The 20,568-nt window shown below is 58.5% G+C and carries 15 protein-coding genes and 1 pseudogene; 4 read left to right on the plus strand and 12 right to left on the minus strand.

Going from position 1 to position 20,568, the window contains the following annotated elements:
- Positions 1-138: 138 nt before the first annotated feature.
- Positions 139-396: pseudogene (locus tag ACIPIZ_RS03960) on the plus strand (MaoC/PaaZ C-terminal domain-containing protein); the annotation flags it as partial.
- A 78-nt stretch (positions 397-474) separates the two neighbouring features.
- Here ACIPIZ_RS03960 and ACIPIZ_RS03965 read toward each other — a convergent pair.
- The 4 genes from ACIPIZ_RS03965 to ACIPIZ_RS03980 all read right to left on the minus strand — a co-directional run bounded on the left by ACIPIZ_RS03965 (position 475) and on the right by ACIPIZ_RS03980 (position 3,957).
- Complete coding sequence (locus ACIPIZ_RS03965) at positions 475-1,599, minus strand: hypothetical protein (protein ID WP_401164129.1); 1,125 nt, start codon at positions 1,597-1,599, stop codon at positions 475-477.
- Between the two features lie 56 nt (positions 1,600-1,655).
- Entirely contained in the window at positions 1,656-2,183 is a 528-nt protein-coding gene (locus ACIPIZ_RS03970) for a DUF2846 domain-containing protein (RefSeq protein WP_401164132.1), read from the minus strand.
- Between the two features lie 40 nt (positions 2,184-2,223).
- Positions 2,224-2,760: a hypothetical protein gene (locus ACIPIZ_RS03975; protein ID WP_224790846.1), complete on the minus strand. Its 537-nt coding sequence runs from the start codon at positions 2,758-2,760 to the stop codon at positions 2,224-2,226.
- 180 nt (positions 2,761-2,940) lie between these two features.
- Complete coding sequence (locus tag ACIPIZ_RS03980; protein WP_105707791.1) at positions 2,941-3,957, minus strand: ABC transporter substrate-binding protein; 1,017 nt, start codon at positions 3,955-3,957, stop codon at positions 2,941-2,943.
- A gap of 408 nt (positions 3,958-4,365) precedes the next feature.
- Between ACIPIZ_RS03980 and ACIPIZ_RS03985 the strand changes: the two genes are divergently transcribed.
- Positions 4,366-6,576: an LTA synthase family protein gene (locus ACIPIZ_RS03985; RefSeq protein ID WP_401164136.1), complete on the plus strand. Its 2,211-nt coding sequence runs from the start codon at positions 4,366-4,368 to the stop codon at positions 6,574-6,576.
- 67 nt (positions 6,577-6,643) lie between these two features.
- Here ACIPIZ_RS03985 and ACIPIZ_RS03990 read toward each other — a convergent pair whose 3' ends face one another.
- A complete protein-coding gene (locus ACIPIZ_RS03990; protein WP_401164139.1) occupies positions 6,644-8,680 on the minus strand; it encodes a TonB-dependent receptor in 2,037 nt (678 codons plus the stop codon).
- Positions 8,681-9,014: 334 nt separating this feature from the next.
- Here ACIPIZ_RS03990 and katG point away from each other — a divergent pair, with 334 nt between their 5' ends.
- A complete protein-coding gene (gene katG, locus ACIPIZ_RS03995) occupies positions 9,015-11,285 on the plus strand; it encodes a catalase/peroxidase HPI (RefSeq protein WP_401164142.1) in 2,271 nt (756 codons plus the stop codon).
- 253 nt (positions 11,286-11,538) lie between these two features.
- Here the strand turns inward: katG and pepN are convergent, their stop codons facing one another.
- From pepN to ACIPIZ_RS04025, 6 genes are read right to left on the minus strand one after another with little or no spacing between them, the layout of a single operon-like run.
- Entirely contained in the window at positions 11,539-14,196 is a 2,658-nt protein-coding gene (pepN, locus tag ACIPIZ_RS04000; RefSeq protein WP_122660371.1) for an aminopeptidase N, read from the minus strand.
- Between the two features lie 10 nt (positions 14,197-14,206).
- A complete protein-coding gene (locus ACIPIZ_RS04005) occupies positions 14,207-15,037 on the minus strand; it encodes a DUF2797 domain-containing protein (protein WP_007919231.1) in 831 nt (276 codons plus the stop codon).
- Positions 15,034-15,294, minus strand: coding sequence for a YeaC family protein (locus ACIPIZ_RS04010; protein WP_007919229.1), 261 nt, complete (start codon positions 15,292-15,294; stop codon positions 15,034-15,036). Before ACIPIZ_RS04010 ends, ACIPIZ_RS04005 begins: the two co-directional genes overlap by 4 nt.
- 32 nt (positions 15,295-15,326) lie before the next feature.
- Complete coding sequence (locus ACIPIZ_RS04015) at positions 15,327-16,196, minus strand: rhomboid family intramembrane serine protease (RefSeq protein ID WP_401164147.1); 870 nt, start codon at positions 16,194-16,196, stop codon at positions 15,327-15,329.
- Positions 16,193-17,164: a metallophosphoesterase gene (locus tag ACIPIZ_RS04020; RefSeq protein WP_064390476.1), complete on the minus strand. Its 972-nt coding sequence runs from the start codon at positions 17,162-17,164 to the stop codon at positions 16,193-16,195. The genes ACIPIZ_RS04015 and ACIPIZ_RS04020 overlap by 4 nt, the downstream gene beginning before the upstream one ends.
- Entirely contained in the window at positions 17,164-18,054 is an 891-nt protein-coding gene (locus ACIPIZ_RS04025; RefSeq protein WP_003224174.1) for an NAD(+) kinase, read from the minus strand. Before ACIPIZ_RS04025 ends, ACIPIZ_RS04020 begins: the two co-directional genes overlap by 1 nt.
- A 115-nt stretch (positions 18,055-18,169) precedes the next feature.
- Here ACIPIZ_RS04025 and ACIPIZ_RS04030 point away from each other — a divergent pair, with 115 nt between their 5' ends.
- Positions 18,170-19,120, plus strand: coding sequence for a DUF1853 family protein (locus tag ACIPIZ_RS04030; RefSeq protein WP_401164149.1), 951 nt, complete (start codon positions 18,170-18,172; stop codon positions 19,118-19,120).
- A gap of 103 nt (positions 19,121-19,223) precedes the next feature.
- Here the strand turns inward: ACIPIZ_RS04030 and ACIPIZ_RS04035 are convergent, their stop codons facing one another.
- Positions 19,224-20,507, minus strand: a complete 1,284-nt coding sequence (locus ACIPIZ_RS04035) for an arsenic transporter (RefSeq protein ID WP_401164151.1) — start codon at positions 20,505-20,507, stop codon at positions 19,224-19,226.
- Positions 20,508-20,568 lie beyond the last annotated feature (61 nt).

Genomic DNA, 20,568 nt, shown 5'->3' on the forward strand with positions numbered 1-20,568 from the left:
TCTTTTGATCCTGCTTCTTGAAAATCAAAATCAAAAGATCGCAGCGTGCCGCAGCTCCTACAGGGTTTGAGGTCAGTGGGCGATGCACACGGATTTCAGCTCGGTGTAAGCCTCGATCACGGTTCGACCAAACTCCCGTTCGTTTCCGCCGCCCCCGGCCCGGTGTTGGCCAACTATGGCCTCGACACCTTGCGCTTCATCAACCCGGTAGGCATCGGCGACACCATCCAGGCGCGCCTGACCTGCAAACGCAAGATCGACCAGGGCAAGAAGAGCCCGCAAGGCATTGCGCAAGGAGTGGTGGCGTGGGATGTGGAAGTCACCGACCAGCTCGGTGATCTGGTGGCCAGTTATGACATTTTGACGCTGGTGGTGAAGCGCGAAGAGACTAATTAAACCGGCAGGAAAAGACCTACCAATTAAACTTTGAAGCCCGGATTCCACTCCGGGCTTCATACAACTAAAAACGACCAGCTAGACAGTCGTAAGGGTTGAGTGTTGAGTTGGCCCAAGAGTTGTAAACTCGACTCCGCTGTAATCCTTCACAGAAATCAAAGTTAAAAACCGACTCCATGACTCACTCAGCTCATCCCCCACAGTAAAAATCGGCTTATCAATATCAAAAGAGCTTTTCACGGTTTCGTTATACATTTTCTCAAGCAACAGCAGCGTTACATGCTCTAGCGACCTCAACGACTCCAACATATGCTGAGGATTACAAAATGTCGAACCATATTTATACACAGTACCCCAATCCTGCATCAGAAAAGTATTCTTCGAGTGAAAACCATTCAAACATAGCAAACTGCACAATCGCTGATGCGCGAGATCTATACCCGCATAGATACTAACAACCTCAGAAACATAAAGTCCTGGGTAATTAGTTCGGATTGAATCTTTATTTCGCAATCGCGTCAGATTCTTGATAATAGCATCCCACTCACCCCTGACATCTTTCAGAAAATCTTCCGAGATCCGAGAGTCTGCACCGCTTTCAGGCGAAGAAAGGTGAAACGATCTCCTATAAAGCTCAAGTGGAAAGCGAACATTAATTTTTGACTGAATAAGCGCCTTTGTCGGTTTTGTGCCATAGACAAATTCCAGATCGACCTCAAAACCTTCAACCGTTTTAAACTGGTCAACCATGAACTTTAAATGACCGTAATAAGCGTCGGACAAATTCTTCTTTTCGGACTCGCGAATCTGCTTTTCCGTTTGAATTGTACGATGCACATTATTAACAATAGCAGCCATTGGGATAGCGGAAGCCAGAAACAGAAGTGGCAACTTGCTGATTTCAAGAAAATTTGCAAACCCATTAGAGCTGAAATCCAGCCCATGCCCCTTCCAGACCCAAAGGCCAATAGCGGCAAAATAGTAAATGGGCAACAGAATAGAAATCAGAAATAACGGCTGACTGAACAAATCTCGATCATCAAGCCTGAGCCAACCTGCTCGGTGCGCGCCAGACAAAAAAACCAGCGTAAAAACAACAGTTGCAACAAAGAACAATTCGCGTAGTTCATATGATACAAGCAGCCACTCAAACAAGCTTACAACCAAAAAATACAATACCAACCAAACGAGTTTATTCAACATCTAATCGACTCCTTCCTTGAGCGACCTAGCGGCCCTTCTTTGCTAGCTTTAAGCTTTCAGATTTTAGACACAGGAGCAGGCACCTGCTGACACCACTTGATCGTCCGCAACGCTTCTTCCGCAGGTACCAATGCATAACGGAAGTAGAAATGCGCGCCCGAATAATAGGCGTCGTTCACTTCACCCAGCGCATGGTCATCGCTGAACGCCCGGGAACTGGTCTCATCGGCGATGAAATAGACATGGCCGCTTTCGACGTTCAAGTCGAAGCGTTTGTTGACGCTGCTGCTGACAAATGGCGGAGTAGTCGACTCGATCCGGTAGGAACCGGCCGGCACGGTTGTCCGGAAAAACCCGCCGGAAGGTAAAACTCCGACGGCGTTTCCATTGATCGTAATCGTCGGGGTCACGAAGTAACCGACACTCGCGGCAGGCCGATAGAAGTACAGTGTCGCCTGCTCCGGTTGCGCCTTTTCCACTGCAGTAAAAAATGGTTGTCCCTTCAAATCAGGCCCGGCGGCACAGCCGCTGAGCAGGGTCAGGCTGGCCAGCAGGCCAACCCAAAGTAGTGCGGTGCGATTCATCAATTTATTCCTTGGAAAAAAGTGCCCGGCCGATGGTGCTTCAAAAAACGCAAAGCCCTTTGCCGTTGTCTTTGGCATCAGAGGTGGGCCACGGTTTGAAAGCGCTTTCGGAGGTCAGATTGATGATCGTGCGGCTTTGCAGGATCGGGTATTTACCCTTGAGGCGCTCGACGGTTTCTTCGGCATCATTGACGTTGGACAAACAGTACGTCAGCGCATTGGCGTAGAGATTACCGATGTAAAGCGTCTGCCCTGCCTTCACGGTGAATACCGTCGAGGACGGCCGGGCAACGGCGTGCCCCATATAGAACTGATAGTTCCAATCGATGAATTCGTAGCGTCCTGGCGGCACCTCGTACATGAACAGATGCCCCAGCAGGTTCGGGGACGGCTGGTCGTCTTCGTTGTACAGCGTGGTCAGGGTAATGGCTGTGTCTGGCTCTCCCTGCTGTTTGATGTTGACCGTCAGGCCGTGCGGCTGAGTCAGATAGCCTTCGATGATGGAGCCGATAATCACAGCCTTGGCCGGATCCGGCGCGCGCTGACCGTCGTATCGCGCCGTCGTGCACCCGTTCAATACGGCAACACTTAGAGTGATAGCCCCCCAGGTTGCCAATGTGCTGCAAACTTTCCGTAGCATTCTTTAATACCGTGCCTGTCAAAAAATCCATGCGTTGCGCCGAATCAGATGATTCGGCGCACGTTGACCACTGGTATCGCCCGGTGAAGATGATTCTTGAGGCTTCATGCCATTCGCTCAACTACCCGCGCCGTCATGCGCCTCTTCAAAGAAATAATCCTTCCAGCTGTCGGCCTTGTTCTTCAGCACGCCCAGCTCCTGCAACTTCTCGGCATAGATGAAGGTGCGCTGCGGCACCACGGTGAAATCGATTTCCGGATCCTTGACGATTTGCTCGACCAGGGCCAGCGGCAGTTTCGACTGCTCGACACGAATGTACGCCTGAGCCGCCGCCGGCTTGTCAGCCTTGATGATCTTCTCGGCCTCGGCCAACGCGTCATAGAACGCCTTGTAGGTTTTCGGGTTTTCGTCGTGGAATTTTTCCGTGGTGTACAGCACGTTGAACGTCGCCTGGCCGCCAAGCACGTCATAGGAGCTCAGCACTTTGTGCACGTTGGGATTCTGCAACGCCTGGTACTGGAACGGCGGGCTGGAGAAGTGCGAGTTGATCTCAGAGCCGCCGGCAATCAGCGCAGCCGTCGCATCGGGGTGCGGCAGGCTGACCGAGATATCGTCGAATTTCTTGTACTGCGCGTCGCCGAATTCCTTGGCGGTTTCGATCTGCAAGGTGCGCGACTGGAAGCCCACGCCGGCGGCAGGCACGGCAATCCGGTCCTTGTCAGTGAAGTCCTTGAGGGTCTTGATGTTCGGATTGTTGGTCAGCAGATAGTTGGGCATTGAGCCCAGTGCGGCGATGGCTTTGACGTTCTGTTTGCCTTTGGTGCGATCCCACACGGTGAGCATCGGCGGCACGCCGGCAGACACCACGTCGAGCGATCCCGTGAGCAATGCTTCGTTCATCGCCGTGGCGCCGGAAATGCTGTTCCAGTCGACCTTGATGTCGAGACCCTGCTCTTTGCCGTGTTTTTCGATGAGGTTCTGGTCGCGCACCACATCGAGAATCAGGTAACCGATGCCGAATTGTTGAGCGATGCTGATCTTGCCCTCAGCTTGAGCGCCGGTGCTGAACAAGGCACTCGCGGCCAGGGAAGCGGCCAACAGAGTCAGTGCGGAACGTTTGAACGGTGTGGCCATGACAACCTCGCAGCATGGGGGTGGTGTGCTGAAAGGCCTGACTTTATCGCTATAAAAAATAGAAATTAAATATCTTTATCGCATATCGATAGCACGGGTTGTTGAGCGCAATGAGCCTGCGGGCTTTTGATTCCGAGGTTTAGAAAGATCGCAGCGTTGCGCTGTTCTTACATTGGATACCGGTGATGATTTGGCGGCATAAACAGCCTGAAACAATAAATCCGTCGGTAGCAATATCGCCGATTGCCGTTTGACCCGAGGGCCGATCAGGGCTGCAGGCGCGACGTCACCTTCGAGAGCTCGCGCACCAGCGCATCAGTCGAGCGTTTAAAAGGGCGATCAGACAGCCCACCCTTGGTATCATCGAGCACACTTTTATGACGACTTAATGGCTGGAAGGTCTTTTTTGTGAGCGCTCTTTTTAACCGGTTGCGGCAGCCGCATGCCCGCCTCTTTTCGTTGATATTTCTCGTGCTGATTGTGCCGGTGTGCCTGCGTGCGGCACTGGGCTGGTCGGCACCTCTGGGTTATTTGTCGGACCTGGCCATTGGCAGCCTGCTGGTCGTGTTGCTGCATCGCCGGGCGTGGTGGCTGGCCTTGCCGGTGTTGCTGTTCTGGGGACTGCTGGCCGTGGCGACCGCTGAACTGGTCAGCGCCGTCGGTCGTCTGCCGACGCCTTCCGACATTCATTACCTGATCGATCCGCAGTTCGTGGAAAATTCCACCGGTGGCGGGCTGGCGCATCCTGCGCTGGGTATCACCTTGCTGCTGGCCCTGCTGTTCTGGTTGGCAACCCGGTTTGCCAACCGCGATCTACCGCGCCCGCCCCTGCCACGCGCCGCCTGGAGCGCACCGCTGGTGTTGTTCGCCGCGCACTGGGGCGCGCAGAACCTGTGGCCGAGTGAAGCGGATCCGTGGCGCCAGTACAACCTGCCGCACCAGTTGCTGGCTACTGAGGTCGCCGATCTGCAGATTCGGGGCGAGGAATGGCTGGACGGCGATGTCGAAGAACCCGCGCCGGCCATGGCCGGTCTCACCGACGTCGACCTCAACGGGCAGAAACTGCTGGCCGCCCCTGGGCAAGCGCGCAACGTACTGATCATCGCCCTGGAAGGCATTCCCGGCGCCTACATTCGCGCCAACCGCGAAGCCATCGGCAGTCATTATCAGGAAGACCTGATGCCCAACCTCAGTCGCTGGGCCGAGCGCGGCATGAACACCCCGGATTACGTGCTGCATACCCACCAGACCATTCGCGGTCTGTACTCGATGCTCTGCGGCGACTACGACAAACTCAACAACGGCACGCCCAAAGGCGTGGAGATGCTGACCCTCAACGAACGCAATCAGGCGTGCCTGCCGGCGCAACTGCGTGAACACGGCTTCAGCACGCACTATCTGCAAGGTGCCGGGCTGCGCTTCATGGCCAAAGACAAGATCATGCCGCACATCGGTTTCGATGCGACGCACGGTCTGGAGTGGTTTACCAACAGCAACTACCTGGAATTCCCGTGGGGCAAGGATGACAAGGCGTTTTTCGAAGGCGCGCTGGATTATGTCGGCCAACTGAAAAAGCAGAAGAAGCCGTGGATGCTGACATTGCTGACCGTCGGCACGCATCAGCCCTACTCCGCGCCCGAGGAATATCTGGAGCGCTTCGAAACGCCAAAACAGGCCGCCGTCGGTTATCTCGACGATGCGCTGGAGCAGTTTCTCAGCGGCCTCGAACGCCAGGGCGTTCTGAAAGATACGCTGGTGGTGATCACCTCGGACGAATCCCACGGCATCGACGGCGTGCGACTGGCTTCTTCGTGGGGCTTCAATCTGACCCTGGCGCCGGAGCAAGCGCAACTGCCACGACTGAACAAAGGCGTTTATGGCCACGTCGATCTGAGTACGTCGATTCTCGATTACTTCGATTTGCCGGTGCCTTCCGCGCTGAGCGGTCGCTCGCTGTTTCGCGATTACGACAGCGGCCGCGAAATCATGTCGTTCACCAACGGCAAGCTGCGCTATCACAACGGTCAGGGGATCTTTTCCGAGTGCGACATGCCGCGTCGCTGCCGCTACTACGAAAGCGCCGGGTTCATCGCCGAAAATGCCCTCTATAAAGGTAACTACAGCGGCCACCCGGCCCGGCAGATCGCCGCCCGCGCCAATGCCCTCGACCTTTCGCTGCTGCGCACACCGCTCAATCATCGCTATCAGTTCGGCAGCACCAACGTTATCCCGCTGCAAGCGCAGATCAAGGATGACTGGGCCGACAACCTGATCGGCGCGCAATACCTGGAAATGCCCAAAGGCTCGCACACCCGCGTACGCCTGACCGTGCGCTCGGTCGATCCGCAGCAGGCCGCGTACATTCAGCTCAAGGCCAAGGAGTTTGAACAGGATGTGCAGATCGGTCTGCCGCAGGAGATGGTCGCAACCGCCGAGCAGCCACTGCAAATGAACTTCAGCTTCGACAACCCGCAAGAGCGCAAAGCATTTTCTTTCCATTTGCTGGGTTATGGCCTGGGCGCGGTTGAAGTGACGGATTTCAGTGTGATTACGGAATTGCCGGGACAAGAGGATATTCTTGACGACGTGCCGGAGGACGACACGGCCCAATCCACCTGACAACGTCTGTGTAGGAGCTGCCGCAGGCTCGGGCCGCGACAGCTCCTACAGTGGCAATCAGTGATTATCAGAACGTTGTGCGCAACCCGACCTGAATGCTGCGCCCTTCTGCCGGCGCAATGTCGCGCAGAATCGAACTGGCGTAACGCACGGTTTGATTGGTCAGGTTCTCGGCATTGACGAAGGCCAGCCATTGGCTCTGGCCGACATCAAAGTGATACCCGACATTGGCGCCCAGCGTCGTGTAGCCATCGGTGCGGCTTTCGTTAGTCGGCACGCGATGCTGTGAACTGGCGTGTTCAACATCGATGCGCGCCTGCCACTTGTCCAGCTCCCACAGCAGCCCGCTGTTCAACCGCAGCGGCGCGATGCGTGGCAAGTCTTCGCCGGTATCGAGGTTCTTCGCGCGGGTGTAGTCGCCGGACAGTTCCAGGGCAAACTTGCCCAAGGCGTTTTCGCCAAGCGTCCAGCGATCCTGCGCTTCAATACCGCTGAAGCGCGCTCGTACGCCGGAGTAGGTATATTCCGGGATGCCGTTGACGTCCTCTTCGCCCTCGTCATTCAGCGTTCGGCCCGTGCCGAGCAAGCCGATGTAATTGGAGAAGTGGCTGTAGAACACACCGACACTGCCCTTGTGCGTACCATTGTCGAAGCGCAGCGCGAGGTCACTGGACACGGCTTTTTCTTTCGACAGCCCGGCATCGCCGACTTCATAAGTGCCGGTCGCGACGTGGGCACCGTTGGCGTACAGCTCGTAGAACGTCGGGGCACGTTCGGTGTAGCCCAGCGTCGCAGCCACCGACCAGATCGGCGTCAGCGTGTACACCGCGCCAGAGGAAAGACTGCCAGCGGTGAAACTGCTGGAGCGGTCGGCGTTGGCAAAGCGCTCGTTACCCTTGGCGTCCGGGTCGACCGTGGTGTGCTCAAGGCGTCCGCCGAGGGTGAACAGCAGTCGGTCGGTGGCTTGCAACTCTTCAAGAATGAACAGCGCAGCGGCATCGGTATCGGTCTGCGGCACGAACGCTTCTTCGCCGAGTGCCGAGAACTCGTTGCGGCTGACCTGCGCACCGATCACACCGTTGAACGGCCCCAATGGCTGATGCCGCGCTTCGACACGCGCCTCGTAACCTTTGTTCTTGAACGTCGTACCGACCTCGCCGCCTTCGATTTCGCGATGCTCGTAATCGGTGTAACCGGCATCCAGTTTGATCGAGCTGAATGGCCCATCGAGATTGCGTATCTCCGAGGCGAAGGCGTAGTGCTCCTGTTGCATGCGGATGCGCACGTCTTGTTCAGCGGGCGAACCGTAATTGGAGTCGTAGTTGCTGTAGGACAGGCCGGCGTATCCGTCATCCCAAGTGTAAGACCCGCCCACCGCGCCGCCGTCCTGGCGACCATCGCTGTTGGCCAGTCGATGCTTTTTCGAGTCGCCGTCGTCGTTTGCGCGTTCGCCAGCGGTTTTCGCGTAACCGGGGATTTTCAGATCATTGAACTCGCGGGCACTGGCGTCCAGGTGCAAGGCGAACTGACCGTTACCGGCCTCGAGTTTGCCGGCGCTGCTTCGCGTGGTGTCGGCACCGCCGTAGCGCAACTCACCGGCGCCATGGATTCCGTCGATAGCCTCGGTCGGAATGCGGTTATCAAAAGTGTTGACCACTCCGCCAATGGCGCTGCCGCCGTATAGCAGGGCTGCTGGGCCCCGGATGATTTCAACACGCTCGATGTTGACCGGGTCCAGCGGCACCGCGTGATCGTAAGACAGCGACGAAGCATCCAGCGCGCCGACGCCGTTGCGCAGGATGCGGATGCGGTCACCGTCCTGGCCGCGGATGATCGGCCGGCTCGCACCCGGACCGAAGTACGACGAGGACACGCCGGGTTGCTTGTTCAGGGTTTCACCGAGGCTGCCCTTCTGTTGAAACGTGAGGTCGTCGCCGCTGAGCACCGTCGATGGCGAAGCGAGTGTCTGGCTGCCGAGCGGATTGCCGGTGATGACTTGCGGTTGCAGCTCGAGGGTGTCGGCGGCGAACACCGGCGCTGCAAAAAGCAGCGCCGCAGCCAACGGATTGAGGCGTCGTTGCAGGGGGTGGGAACGGGCAGGCATTGCAAAATTTCCATGCGCTGAATAGTGAGGATCGCTGCCAGCGTTTTGCTTTAACGCTGGTAGAAACAGAATGAAACGAATTTTATGTTATACAATAACATTTCTTCCTGTCATCCCGATTTTCACTTTTTGTTTTTTGCAGAGGCTCAACAACGCATGTTTCAAGCAGGCAGTCGCTATCGGCTGATCCGTGAAGTGCTCCGAAAAACGCTGAAAGACTTTGCCTATAACCCTCCAATAGTCGGCCTATTAGCTGACTCTCCAAGTCGGGTCTAGCCTTACTAGTCCGAAGTCGGCACGAGCCGGCCGTAGCAGACCTGATAAGGACCCGAACATGGCAAACGAATCGAAATGCCCGTTCAACCACGCCGCCGGTGGTGGTACGACGAACCGTGACTGGTGGCCGAATCAACTCAACCTGAAAATCCTCAGCCAGCATTCGCCCAAGTCCGACCCGCTGGGCAAGGATTTCGACTACGCCAAAGCCTTCAAGAGCCTGGATTTCCAGGCGCTGAAACAAGACCTCACCGCATTGATGACCGACTCTCAGGACTGGTGGCCGGCCGACTTCGGGCACTACGGCCCTCTCTTCGTGCGCATGGCCTGGCACAGCGCCGGCACCTATCGCACCGCCGATGGCCGTGGTGGCGCCGGCTCGGGTCAGCAACGCTTTGCGCCGCTGAACAGCTGGCCGGATAACGTCAGCCTCGACAAGGCCCGCCGTCTGCTGTGGCCGATCAAGCAGAAATATGGCCGTAACATTTCCTGGGCGGATCTGATTGTCCTCACCGGTAACGTCGCGCTGGAATCCATGGGCTTCAAGACCTTCGGCTTCTCCGGTGGTCGCCCCGATGTGTGGGAGCCGGACGAGGACGTTTACTGGGGTTCGGAACACGAATGGCTCGGCGGCGACAGTCGCTATGGCAAGGACAAGGCGCCGATGCAGGAGCCCGGTGACGGCACACTGGTGGCCGAGCCGGACTTGCACGGAAAAGAGGAAAGCCGCACCGATCAGGGCGAACGCAATCTGGAAAACCCCCTCGCCGCCGTGCAAATGGGCCTGATCTACGTTAACCCTGAAGGTCCTGAAGGTAATCCGGACCCGGTGGCCTCGGCCCACGACATCCGCGAAACCTTTGGCCGCATGGCCATGAACGATGAAGAAACCGTGGCACTGATCGCTGGCGGTCACGCCTTCGGTAAAACCCACGGCGCCGGCCCTGCCGACAACGTCGGGCCTGAGCCGGAAGCGGCCGGCCTCGAAGAACAAGGTCTGGGCTGGCGCAATGCGTTCGGCACCGGTAAGGGCGCCGACACCATTACCAGCGGTCTGGAAGTGACCTGGACGACCACGCCAACAAAGTGGAGCAACAACTACCTGGAAAACCTGTTCGGTTTTGAATGGGAACTGACCAAAAGCCCGGCTGGCGCCCACCAGTGGATTCCGAAAAATGGCGGCGGTGCCGGCACCGTTCCGCATGCCCATGATCCCAGCAAAAAGCTTTCGCCGACCATGCTCACCTCCGACCTGGCGCTGCGTTTCGACCCGGCATATGAGCAGATCTCCCGCCGTTTCCTCGCCAACCCTGAGCAACTGGCCGACGCCTTCGCCCGCGCCTGGTACAAACTGATCCACCGCGACATGGGCCCACTGTCACGTTACCTCGGGCCGGAACTGCCGAACGAAGAACTGCTTTGGCAGGATCCGATTCCTGATGTCACTCACCCGCTGATCGACGACAGCGACGCCGCGGCACTGAAAAGCAAAATCCTTGAGTCGGGCCTATCCGTTTCGCAACTGGTCTCGACGGCTTGGGCGGCACTGTCAACGTTCCGTGGTTCGGACAAACGCGGTGGCGCCAACGGTGGACGTCTGCGCCTGGCACCGCAGAAGTTCTGGCAGGCCAACCAGCCTGAGCAGTTGGACAAGGTGCTGAGTACGCTTGAAGGGATTCAAAACCAGTTCAACGGTGGTGCCGCCGGCAAGAAAGTCTCGCTGGCCGACCTGATCGTGCTCGCAGGCAACGCCGGCATCGAACAAGCGGCGAAAAACGCCGGTCATTCTGTTAGCGTGCCGTTCCATCCAGGGCGTACCGATGCCACTCAGGAGCAGACCGACGTCGAGTCGTTCGGTTTCCTTGAACCGATTGCCGATGGTTTCCGCAACTACAGCAAAGGCAAATACACCGTTTCGGCCGAAGCACTGCTGATCGACAAGGCGCAACTGCTGACGTTGACCGCGCCGGAAATGACCGTGTTGCTCGGTGGTTTGCGGGTGTTGAACACCAACGTTGGGCAGAGCCGCCATGGGGTGTTTACGGCGCAGACTGAAGCGCTGACCAATGACTTCTTCACCAACCTGCTGGACATGGGGGTGGAGTGGAAGCCGACTTCACGGGATGCGGATGAGTTTGAAGGGCGTGAACGCAAAAGCGGGAACGTGAAATGGACGGCGACAAGGGTTGATCTGGTGTTTGGTTCCAATGCGCAGTTGCGGGCCTTGGCCGAGGTGTACGCCAGTTCGGATGCGAAGGAGCAGTTTGTTAAGGACTTCGTCGCTGCCTGGACGAAGGTGACGAATCTGGATCGGTTTGATCTGAAGTAATTTTTCTGGAAATGAAAACGCCGCATTATTAATGCGGCGTTTTTTTATGCGTACGGCTTAGGGAGTTGTGTTGATGCATAAATCCTACCCCCTCACCCCAGCCCTCTCCCCCAAGGGGGCGAGGGGGAAAGGGAGCAGATCGGGGGCCGTTCAAAACCTGAGTTCGACTCCGGACTTTCAGGTCGGCGTACAGCGCAAAGACACCTCGGTCAGTCCCCTCTCCCACTGGGAGAGGGTTAGGGTGAGGGGCCCATCAAGCCAGACTCTTGCTCACCACCTCATACACATCACTCGACAACTGCCCCGACGCCCGAATCCGCTCCAGCTCGCCTTTCATCAACGCCTGACGCGCATCGTCATATTTGCGCCAGCGCGTCAGCGGTGCCAATTGGCGAGAAGCGATTTGCGGGTTGAACCCGTTCAACTCAATCACCAGATCCGCGAGGAAGCGATAACCCGAACCATCCGCCGCGTGGAAGTTGATCAGGTTCTGCCCGGCAAACGCGCCGACCAGCGCACGCACCTTGTTCGGGTTCTTGATGTTGAACGCTGGGTGCTGCATCAACGCTTTCACGCGCTCCAGACCGCCTGGCAGAGTGCTGCCGGCCTGCACGCTGAACCACTGATCCATGACCAGCGGGTTGTCCTTGAAGTGCTCGGCGAAACTGGCCAGCGCCAACGCCTTCTGCTCTTCGAACGGTGAGTTGACCAGTACCGCCAGCGCTGTCAGGCGCTCGGTCATGTTGTCGGCCGCTTCGAACTGCTCCAGCGCCGCCGCCAGTACTTCCGGCTTACCACTGAGCATCAGATAAGACAGCGCAATGTTCTGCAGCGCGCGACGAGCAAAGTGCTCGGCCTCGGCCACATACGGGGTTTTCTTCGACAGGTCGCGGTTGGCCTGATAACGCAGCCACAGCGCCTCGAACAACCCTTCGGCCAATTGCTTGCGTGCGAACTCACGGGCGATATGGATCGCATCGACGTCAGCCACTTCGCTGATTTCAGTGAGGTACGCCTCACCTGGCAGCGAAAGCATTTCAGCGACCATCGCCTGATCCAGCGATTCGTCCGACAGCACCGTACGCAGCGCCGAGACCAGACGCGGATCGAGTTTCAGGCTCTCGCCCTTCTGCTGCTGGCCGATCAACTCTTGCAGGACCTGCACCGACAGTTGCTGACCGGCATCCCAGCGGTTGAAGCCGTCGCTGTCGTGCTGCATCAGGAACATCAATTGATCGCGGTTGTACGGGAAGCTCAGCTTCACCGGCGCCGAGAAGCCGCGCAGCAGCGATGGCAGCGGCTGTTCGGCGATGTCGACGAAGGTAAACGTCTGCTCGGCTTCGGTCACCGAGATCACGCGGGTGGTGCCTTGCGCCGCTGCTTCGCCGCTAAGACGCAGGGCAATCTCGTTGCCTTTGCTGTCGAGCAGGCCGAGTTCGACTGGAATCACGAACGGCAGTTTTTCAACTTTGTCCGGGGTTTCCGGGCAGCTCTGGCGGAAGGTCAGGCTGTAGGTTTTCGCGGCGGCGTCATAAGACTCGCTCACTGCCAGACGCGGTGTACCGGCCTGGCTGTACCAGCGCTTGAATTGGGTCAGGTCGACGCCGTTGGCATCTTCCATCGCTTTGATGAAATCGTCGCAGGTGACCGCTTGACCGTCGTGACGCTCGAAGTACAGATCGCTGCCCTTGCGGAAGCCTTCGGCGCCGAGCAAGGTGTGGATCATGCCGACCACTTCCGAACCCTTTTCGTACACGGTCAGGGTGTAGAAGTTGGAAATCTCGATGAAGCTGTCCGGACGCACGGCATGGGCCATGGGACCTGCATCTTCAGCAAACTGGTGAGTCCGCAGGTACGCCACATCCTGAATGCGCTTGACCGTGGCCGAGTTCATGTCGGCGGAGAAACCGGAATCGCGGAATACGGTGAAGCCTTCCTTCAGCGACAGCTGGAACCAGTCGCGGCAGGTCACGCGGTTGCCCGACCAGTTGTGGAAGTATTCGTGCGCGACGATCGCTTCAACGCGCTGGTGCGCGGCGTCGGTCGCGGTTTCGGCGCGGGCCAGTACGGCGCTGGAGTTGAAGATGTTGAGGCCTTTGTTCTCCATCGCGCCCATGTTGAAATCGTTGACGGCGACGATCATGAAGATGTCCAGATCGTACTCGCGACCGTAAACCTCTTCGTCCCAGCGCATCGACTTCTTCAGGCTGGTCATCGCGTGCTGGCACTTGTCGATGTTTTCCGGCTCGACGTAGATGCGCAATGCGACGTTGCGGTCGGTCATGGTGGTGAAGCTGTCTTCAACGCACCACAAATCACCGGCCACCAGCGCGAACAGGTACGCCGGTTTCATGAACGGATCTTCCCAGGTCGCCCAGTGCCGGCCGTCTTCGCCCGGACCCGAGGCGATCGGGTTGCCGTTGGAGAGCAGCACCGGATAGCTGTGCTGCTCGGCGACCACGGTGGTGGTGAACTTGCTCATCACGTCCGGGCGGTCGAGGTAATAGGTGATCTTGCGGAAACCTTCCGCCTCGCACTGGGTGCAGAACATCGTGCCGGACTTGTACAGGCCTTCCAGTGCGGTGTTGGTTTCCGGGTGGATCTTGACGCTGGTGTCGACCGTGAAGGTTTCGGCGGTAGGCTGCAGGGTCAGATGATTCTCGGACAATTGATAGTCAGCAGCGCCAAGCTCTTTATCGGCCAGGGTCACCGAGAGCAATTCCAGTTGCTGACCATCGAGCACCAGCGGTGGCAGGCCCGGGCCACGGGCCGGGTTGCGGCGCATCACCAACTGCGCGTGCACCAGGCTGTGATCCTCGAACAACTCGAAGGTCAGGTGTGTTTCGTCGATCAGGTACTCGGGCGCCTGATAGTCCTTCAGATAAATCATCTTCGGTTGTTCGGTGCGCATGCTGAAGTCCTTATTGATGCACGGCGAGCTGATAAGCCGTGTACTTGCGAATGTTGATCACGCCGGTATCGAAGATCAGGTACTGGCCCTTGATCCCTAACAGGGTGCCTTCGGCAATCGGGTTCTTGTCTAGGTTGAAGCTGACGATTTTGGCCGGGTATTGCTCGACCGGATAGCGGATTTCGAGAGGTTCTACATCGGCAATCGTCTGAATAGCTTGTAGGCCGAATCGCTCCTGCAAACCTTGCAGGCCTTCGGCGCAGCTTTCAAACAGCTGATCACGCACCTGCGCCAGATCCACCGCCGCCGCATCGCCCTTGAGCAACGCGCGCCAGTTGGTTTTGTCGGCCACTTGGCTACGGAACAAATCTTCGACGAAGCCCGATTGCTGCCTTGTCGACACGCGCATGATCGGCAACGCCTGACATGCACCCTGATCGATCCATCGCGTCGGCAGTTGCGTAGCACGAGTGATGCCAACCTTGATGCCCGACGAATTGGACAGGTAAACCACGTGATCGGTCATGCAGAACTGCTCGCCCCACGCTGGATCGCGACAGGTGCCGGCGTCATAGTGGCAGCGCTCCGGGCTCATGATGCACAGGTCGCACTGCGCCAGCTTGGTCATGCACGGGTAGCAGTAACCCTGGCTGAAACTGGTTTTGGTCTTGCGCCCGCAATGGGTGCAGTGGATCGCCCCCAGGTATTCCAGACGCACCGTGGTGCCGATCAACGGGTTGACCGGCACCTCGACGTCATCCAGACGAAACGCGTATTGCACGTTCGGCCCGTCAAGGCGCGCCGACATTTTGCTGATTGCACCGCGGCCAATCTCGATCAATGGATGGCATCCGACTTGAACAGGATGTTCGGCACTTCGATCGACTTCGATGCACATTCCTGCGGGCCCATGTAACCGGTGCGCTGGTCTTCAGGCAGATTCTGGATTTCCCAGGCGATCATCGCCTGCAGCGACAGCTCGCGCTGTTCGGCGGTGAGCTTGCCACCGTCGGACCACTTGCCGATTTCCACGGCCAGTTTCAGGCTCTCGTAGATGTCCGGGGTGATGTTGTTGATCATGTCGTTAAAAGAGGACATCAGGGTCTCCGTGCTCTTTATCTGCTGAAAATTTAGGCGGCCAGTTTACGGCGGTTATACAAACCGCCCAACAAACCGGTGAAGCATCCGATGAGTAACCCGCCGACATGGGCGGCGTTGGCGATTTCGCCGAAACCGATCATCGAGATCAGCCCGGACATGCACACCAGCAACCACACCAGCATCATCACCAGCACGCCGCGCGGCAGGCGATAGGCCGGGTTCGGCGACAGCAGCTGGAAGATCCAGCAATGTCCGAGCAAGCCGTACAGCACGCCGGACAGGCCGCCAAACAAGGTCGCGCCGCTCCAGACAAACTGCGCGTAGTTGGACACCAGGCTGAACAGCAGCGTCAGGCCGATCAGGTTGATGCTGCCCTGACGCGACTCGATGCGCCGGCCCAGCTCCCAATACCACATGCCGTTCATGGCCAGGTGCAGGATGCCGAAGTGGATCAGCATCGGCGTGACCAGTCGCCACCACTGCCCCGCCGCCAGACTCTCGGCCAACGGCACGAAATGGATGTATTCGCCGACCACCTGAAAATCGAGGAAGGTCAGCCAGCGCAACGTCTGCAGGTTTTCGCCGAGGTAGGTCAAGCCACCGACAACCAGGCACAACAGCAGAATGAAACCGGTGGCTTTGGCGTACTTCAATTGCTCAGCGAAGCTTGGGCGCTTGACGGTCTGCGCAACAGGGATGTCCAGTTGCTGATCAGGATCGCCGGCCGGGAAGCGTTCGTACAGCGAACGCACGTCTTCGCTGATCTCCGACGGCGCCCACAACACCTGTTCGCCCGCCTCTTCGCTGACCCGATGCGGGACCTGCATGCGTTGCAGCAGTTTGACGAAACCGCTCAAGTCCACCGCCAATGGCAGACGCAATACCGCTACCGCACTCATTGCAGCACCTCCGGCCGCTCGACATCGACCCAGACAAATTTATGCGGATCCAGACGTGTTTCCTGATCCAGACGATAGGCGACCAGTTTGCCGTAGAGCACCGCGCTGTAATCCAGACACGCAAGGTTCGGGCGGATCGGCGCCGGTTTGCCGCTGCGCCAATAGTGGCCGACGAACAGCAATGGCTCGTCGACGCCGTAGCGCAGCAGGGTGTTTTTTTCGCTGGAGGTCAGCGGTTTCTGCGCCACCGGTTCTGGCAGAGCATCAGGCTGGAAGACAATGTCGCCGTAGGTTTTCGGGTCGTCTTCCCAGAACTTGGTGCGGAAGAACGAACGCACCAGGCCATCGCCACTGGTCATGGTCAGACCATCCGGCAGGCGCATGTCGGTGCCGCGTAACAGACGATCGAACACGGTGCAGGCGAAACTGCCGGGCACGGCGGACGCCTGAAGAAAGTGTTCGTCAATGCAGCCATTAGCGAATTGCGCGCGCAACGGCTCGATCAGACCGGCATCCCAACAGGCATGCACAACACGGAAGCGTCCGGCGTCAACAAACAGCGGCAGCTCATAGAACCAGCGCTGAAAATCATGCCAGTCGCCAGGATGGTCTTCGAACTGGGTCAGGGTTTCATGCAGCAGGCGCGCGTGGCGCGGCGTGTGTTCGCGCACGAACTGCTTGCCGCTGCCCGGTGGCGCCGGGGTGCTCCAGCCCAGCGCGTTGAATTCGTGGTTGCCCATGATGCACAAGGCCTGACCGGCCTCGACCATGTCATGGACAATATGCAGCGCCTCGCGAATGCGCGGGCCACGGTCGATGATGTCGCCGACGAACACGGCCATGCGCGATGGATGCCGCCAGACCCCGCCCTGCTTGTGGTAACCGAGTCGGTCAAGCAAGTGTTCGAGGGTCAAGGCGCATCCGTGCACGTCACCGATCAGGTCATAACTGCGCGCGGGATCGAGCATCAGTCGCCTCCACCACCCAGCTTGCTGCCCCAGCCGAGCTTGGTGCGGCAGACTTCGTAGTAGTTGTGGTCGAGCGGGTGAATCAGCCGCAGCTTCTGCGCTTTCTTGCTGACGGTGATGGTGTCGCCCGGCGCGCAGGTGAAGTGGTTCTGCCCGTCGCAGGAGACTTGCGGGTAAATCTGCATGTTTTTCGACACGACGATTTTCAGCTCACTGTTGCCATCGACCACAATTGGCCGGCTCGACAACATATGGGGGTACATCGGCACGATCACAATGGCATCGAGCTTGGGATGCATGATCGGCCCGCCGGCAGACAGCGCGTACGCGGTAGAACCGGTCGGTGTCGCGACGATCAGGCCGTCGGCCTTCTGGCTGCAGACGAACTGGCCGTCGATGTACAGCTCGAACTCGATCATCCGCGTCGATTTGCCGGGGTGCAGCACCACGTCATTGAGCGCATCGCCCTGACCGATGGCCTCGGCATGCCGGCGCACTTCGGCTTGCAGCAGGAAGCGGTTTTCCACCAGGTAGTGGCCGTCGAGCACCTTGGCGACTTCGACTTCCAGCTCATCCGGGCGAATGTCTGTCAGAAAACCGAGGCTGCCACGGTTGATCCCCAGTACCGGAATATTGTGTTTGGCCAGCGCCCGTGCGGCGCCAAGCAGGCTGCCGTCACCGCCGACGACGATGACCATGTCGCAGACTTCGCCGAGCATCTTGCGCGACGAGGTTTGCAAGCCGTGGCCCGGCAGGACTTCGGCGATGGTGTCTTCGAGGATCACATGCAGGTGACGATCGAGCAGAAAGCGTTTCAGTCGGCGGACGGTATCCAGCACCTGGGAACTGCCCAGGCGACCGATGATGCCGATATTACGAAATTGCTCCATGGGACCTCTGCGGACAATCGAAAACGCGAAAAACCCGATTATGGGCGAAAGCGCCGGTTAGACAAAATCCTTTCAGCCTCAAGGGTGCGCTCGTGTTTACGGCTATGCTCGCAAGATGATCCTATTTCCAGATTTGCTGCAGTTGCCTCACCAATTACGCCACCCGGAAGTGCGCGATCTGGCGTGGGTGATCCTCGCCCCGCCGATGCTCGCCACCACGCCGTGGCCGCAGCGTCATCCGCTGGCCGGCAGCGATTGGGTGGCCGACCCTGAACGCCTGGAGCACTGGTTGCGTCAGCTCGACCGTGACAGTTATGGCTTGCTGCATTGGTTGTCGCAGGCACGCACGCGACGTCTGGGCCTGTATTACGAACGACTTTGGCAGTTTGCCGTGGAGCATGCGCCGGGCATTGAGCTGATTGCCGCCAACCTGCCGATCCGCCGCGAGGGCCACACACTTGGCGAGCTGGACATGCTTCTGCGTGACCGCGATGGCGTGCATCACCTGGAATTGGCGATCAAGCTCTACCTCGGCCCGCAGAATGGCGACGGTCACGACCCGGCGCAGTGGCTGGGGCCGGGCTGTCATGATCGACTGGACCGTAAACTGGCGCATCTGGCCGAACATCAGTTGCCGATCTCGGCGCGCGCGGAAAGCCGTGAGGTGTTGGCGGCGCTGGATATCGAGGTGTTCAGCGCGCAACTGTGGTTGGGCGGCTATTTGCTTTACCCGTGGCCCGGACAGGCTGAATCACCGAGCGGCGCACATCCGCAGCATTTGCGCGGCAGTTGGTTGCATCAGAAGGATTGGCCGGCGTTTGTGGCGCAACGTCCGGCGGGACGCTGGCAACCCCTGCCCCGGCATGCCTGGCTGGCACCAGCGCATTATCCGGCGGATCAGACCTGGACTTTGGAGCATTTACGGATGTGGCTGGAAGATCTGGAACCACTGGCCCCGGCGCAGTTGCTGGTGCGCCTGACCGAGAATGCGCGGGGGGAATGGGAAGAGGCTGAGCGCTTGTTTCTGGTATCGGATCTTTGGCCGAATGTACCCGGCCAGGCCTGAGTTTTTTGTCGCCTGTACCGGCCCCATCGCGAGCAGGCTCACTCCTACATTGGAATGCGTTCCCCTGTAGGAGTGAGCCTGCTCGCGATGGGGTCACCTCGGTCTACAGGGACAGCCGCACAGCCAAAGCCGCCAACGTCACCAACAACACCGGCACCGTCAACACGATCCCGACCCGGAAGTAATACCCCCAACCAATGTTAATGCCCTTGCGCTCCAGCACATGCAGCCACAACAACGTGGCCAGACTGCCAATCGGGGTAATCTTCGGACCCAGATCGCTGCCAATCACGTTGGCATAGATCATCGCCTCCTTGACCACCCCGCTCGCCTGACTGGCGTCAATCGACAACAAGCCAATCAACACCGTCGGCAAGTTATTCATGATCGACGACAGCAACGCCGTCAGCACACCGGTGCCCATGGCCGCGCCCCACACGCCGTGACCTGCGAAGACATCCAGCCAACCGGCCAGATACCCGGTCAGCCCGGCATTGCGCAGACCGTAGACCACCAGATACATGCCCAACGAGAAAATCACGATCTGCCACGGCGCTTCTTTCATCACCTTGCGCGTGGAAATCTTGTGGCCGCGGGCGGCGATACCCAACAGCAGCGCGGCGCACGCGGCGGAAATCGCGCTGATCGGAATGCCCAGCGGCTCAAGGGCAAAACAGCCGATCAACAGAATCGCCAACACCGCCCAACCGGCATAGAACGTGGCTTTGTCGTGGATCGCGGTTTCTGGGTGCTCAAGCTGCTCCGGGTCGTAGGCCTTGGGAATGTCGCGACGGAAGAACCACAGCAACATGCCCAGCGTCGCCGCCACGCTGACGAAGTTGACCGGCACCATTACCGCCGCATAACGGTTGAAGCCGATGTGAAAGAAGTCCGCCGAAACAATGTTGACCAGGTTCGACACTACCAGTGGCAGGCTCGCGGTGTCGGCGATAAATCCTGCACCCATCACGAACGCCAGGGTCGCGGCCGGGGAAAAGCGTAGCGCCAGCAGCATCGAAATCACGATCGGCGTGAGAATCAGCGCCGCGCCGTCGTTGGCAAACAACGCCGACACCAGTGCGCCAAGCAGCACCATAAAAGCAAACAACTTGCGTCCGCTGCCCCGCCCCCAACGCGCCACGTGCAGCGCCGCCCAATTAAAGAACCCGGCTTCGTCGAGCAGCAGGCTGATAATGATCAGCGCGACGAAGGTGCCGGTGGCGTTCCAGATGATCTGCCACACCAACGGAATGTCGCTGAGATGAACGACGCCGAAAATCAGCGCCAGGATTGCGCCAAGCGTCGCACTCCAGCCGACGCCGAGGCCTTTGGGTTGCCAGATGACAAGGGTGATAGTCAGCAGGAAAATCAGTGACGCAGCGAGCATCCGCAACAGCCTTCAAAGAGTGAGGTAAAAAGGCCACGACGAGTGCGGAGCCAGAAAGATA

Origin of the sequence: Pseudomonas sp. NPDC087690, from assembly GCF_044743175.1 — a bacterium.
Lineage (GTDB): Bacteria > Pseudomonadota > Gammaproteobacteria > Pseudomonadales > Pseudomonadaceae > Aquipseudomonas.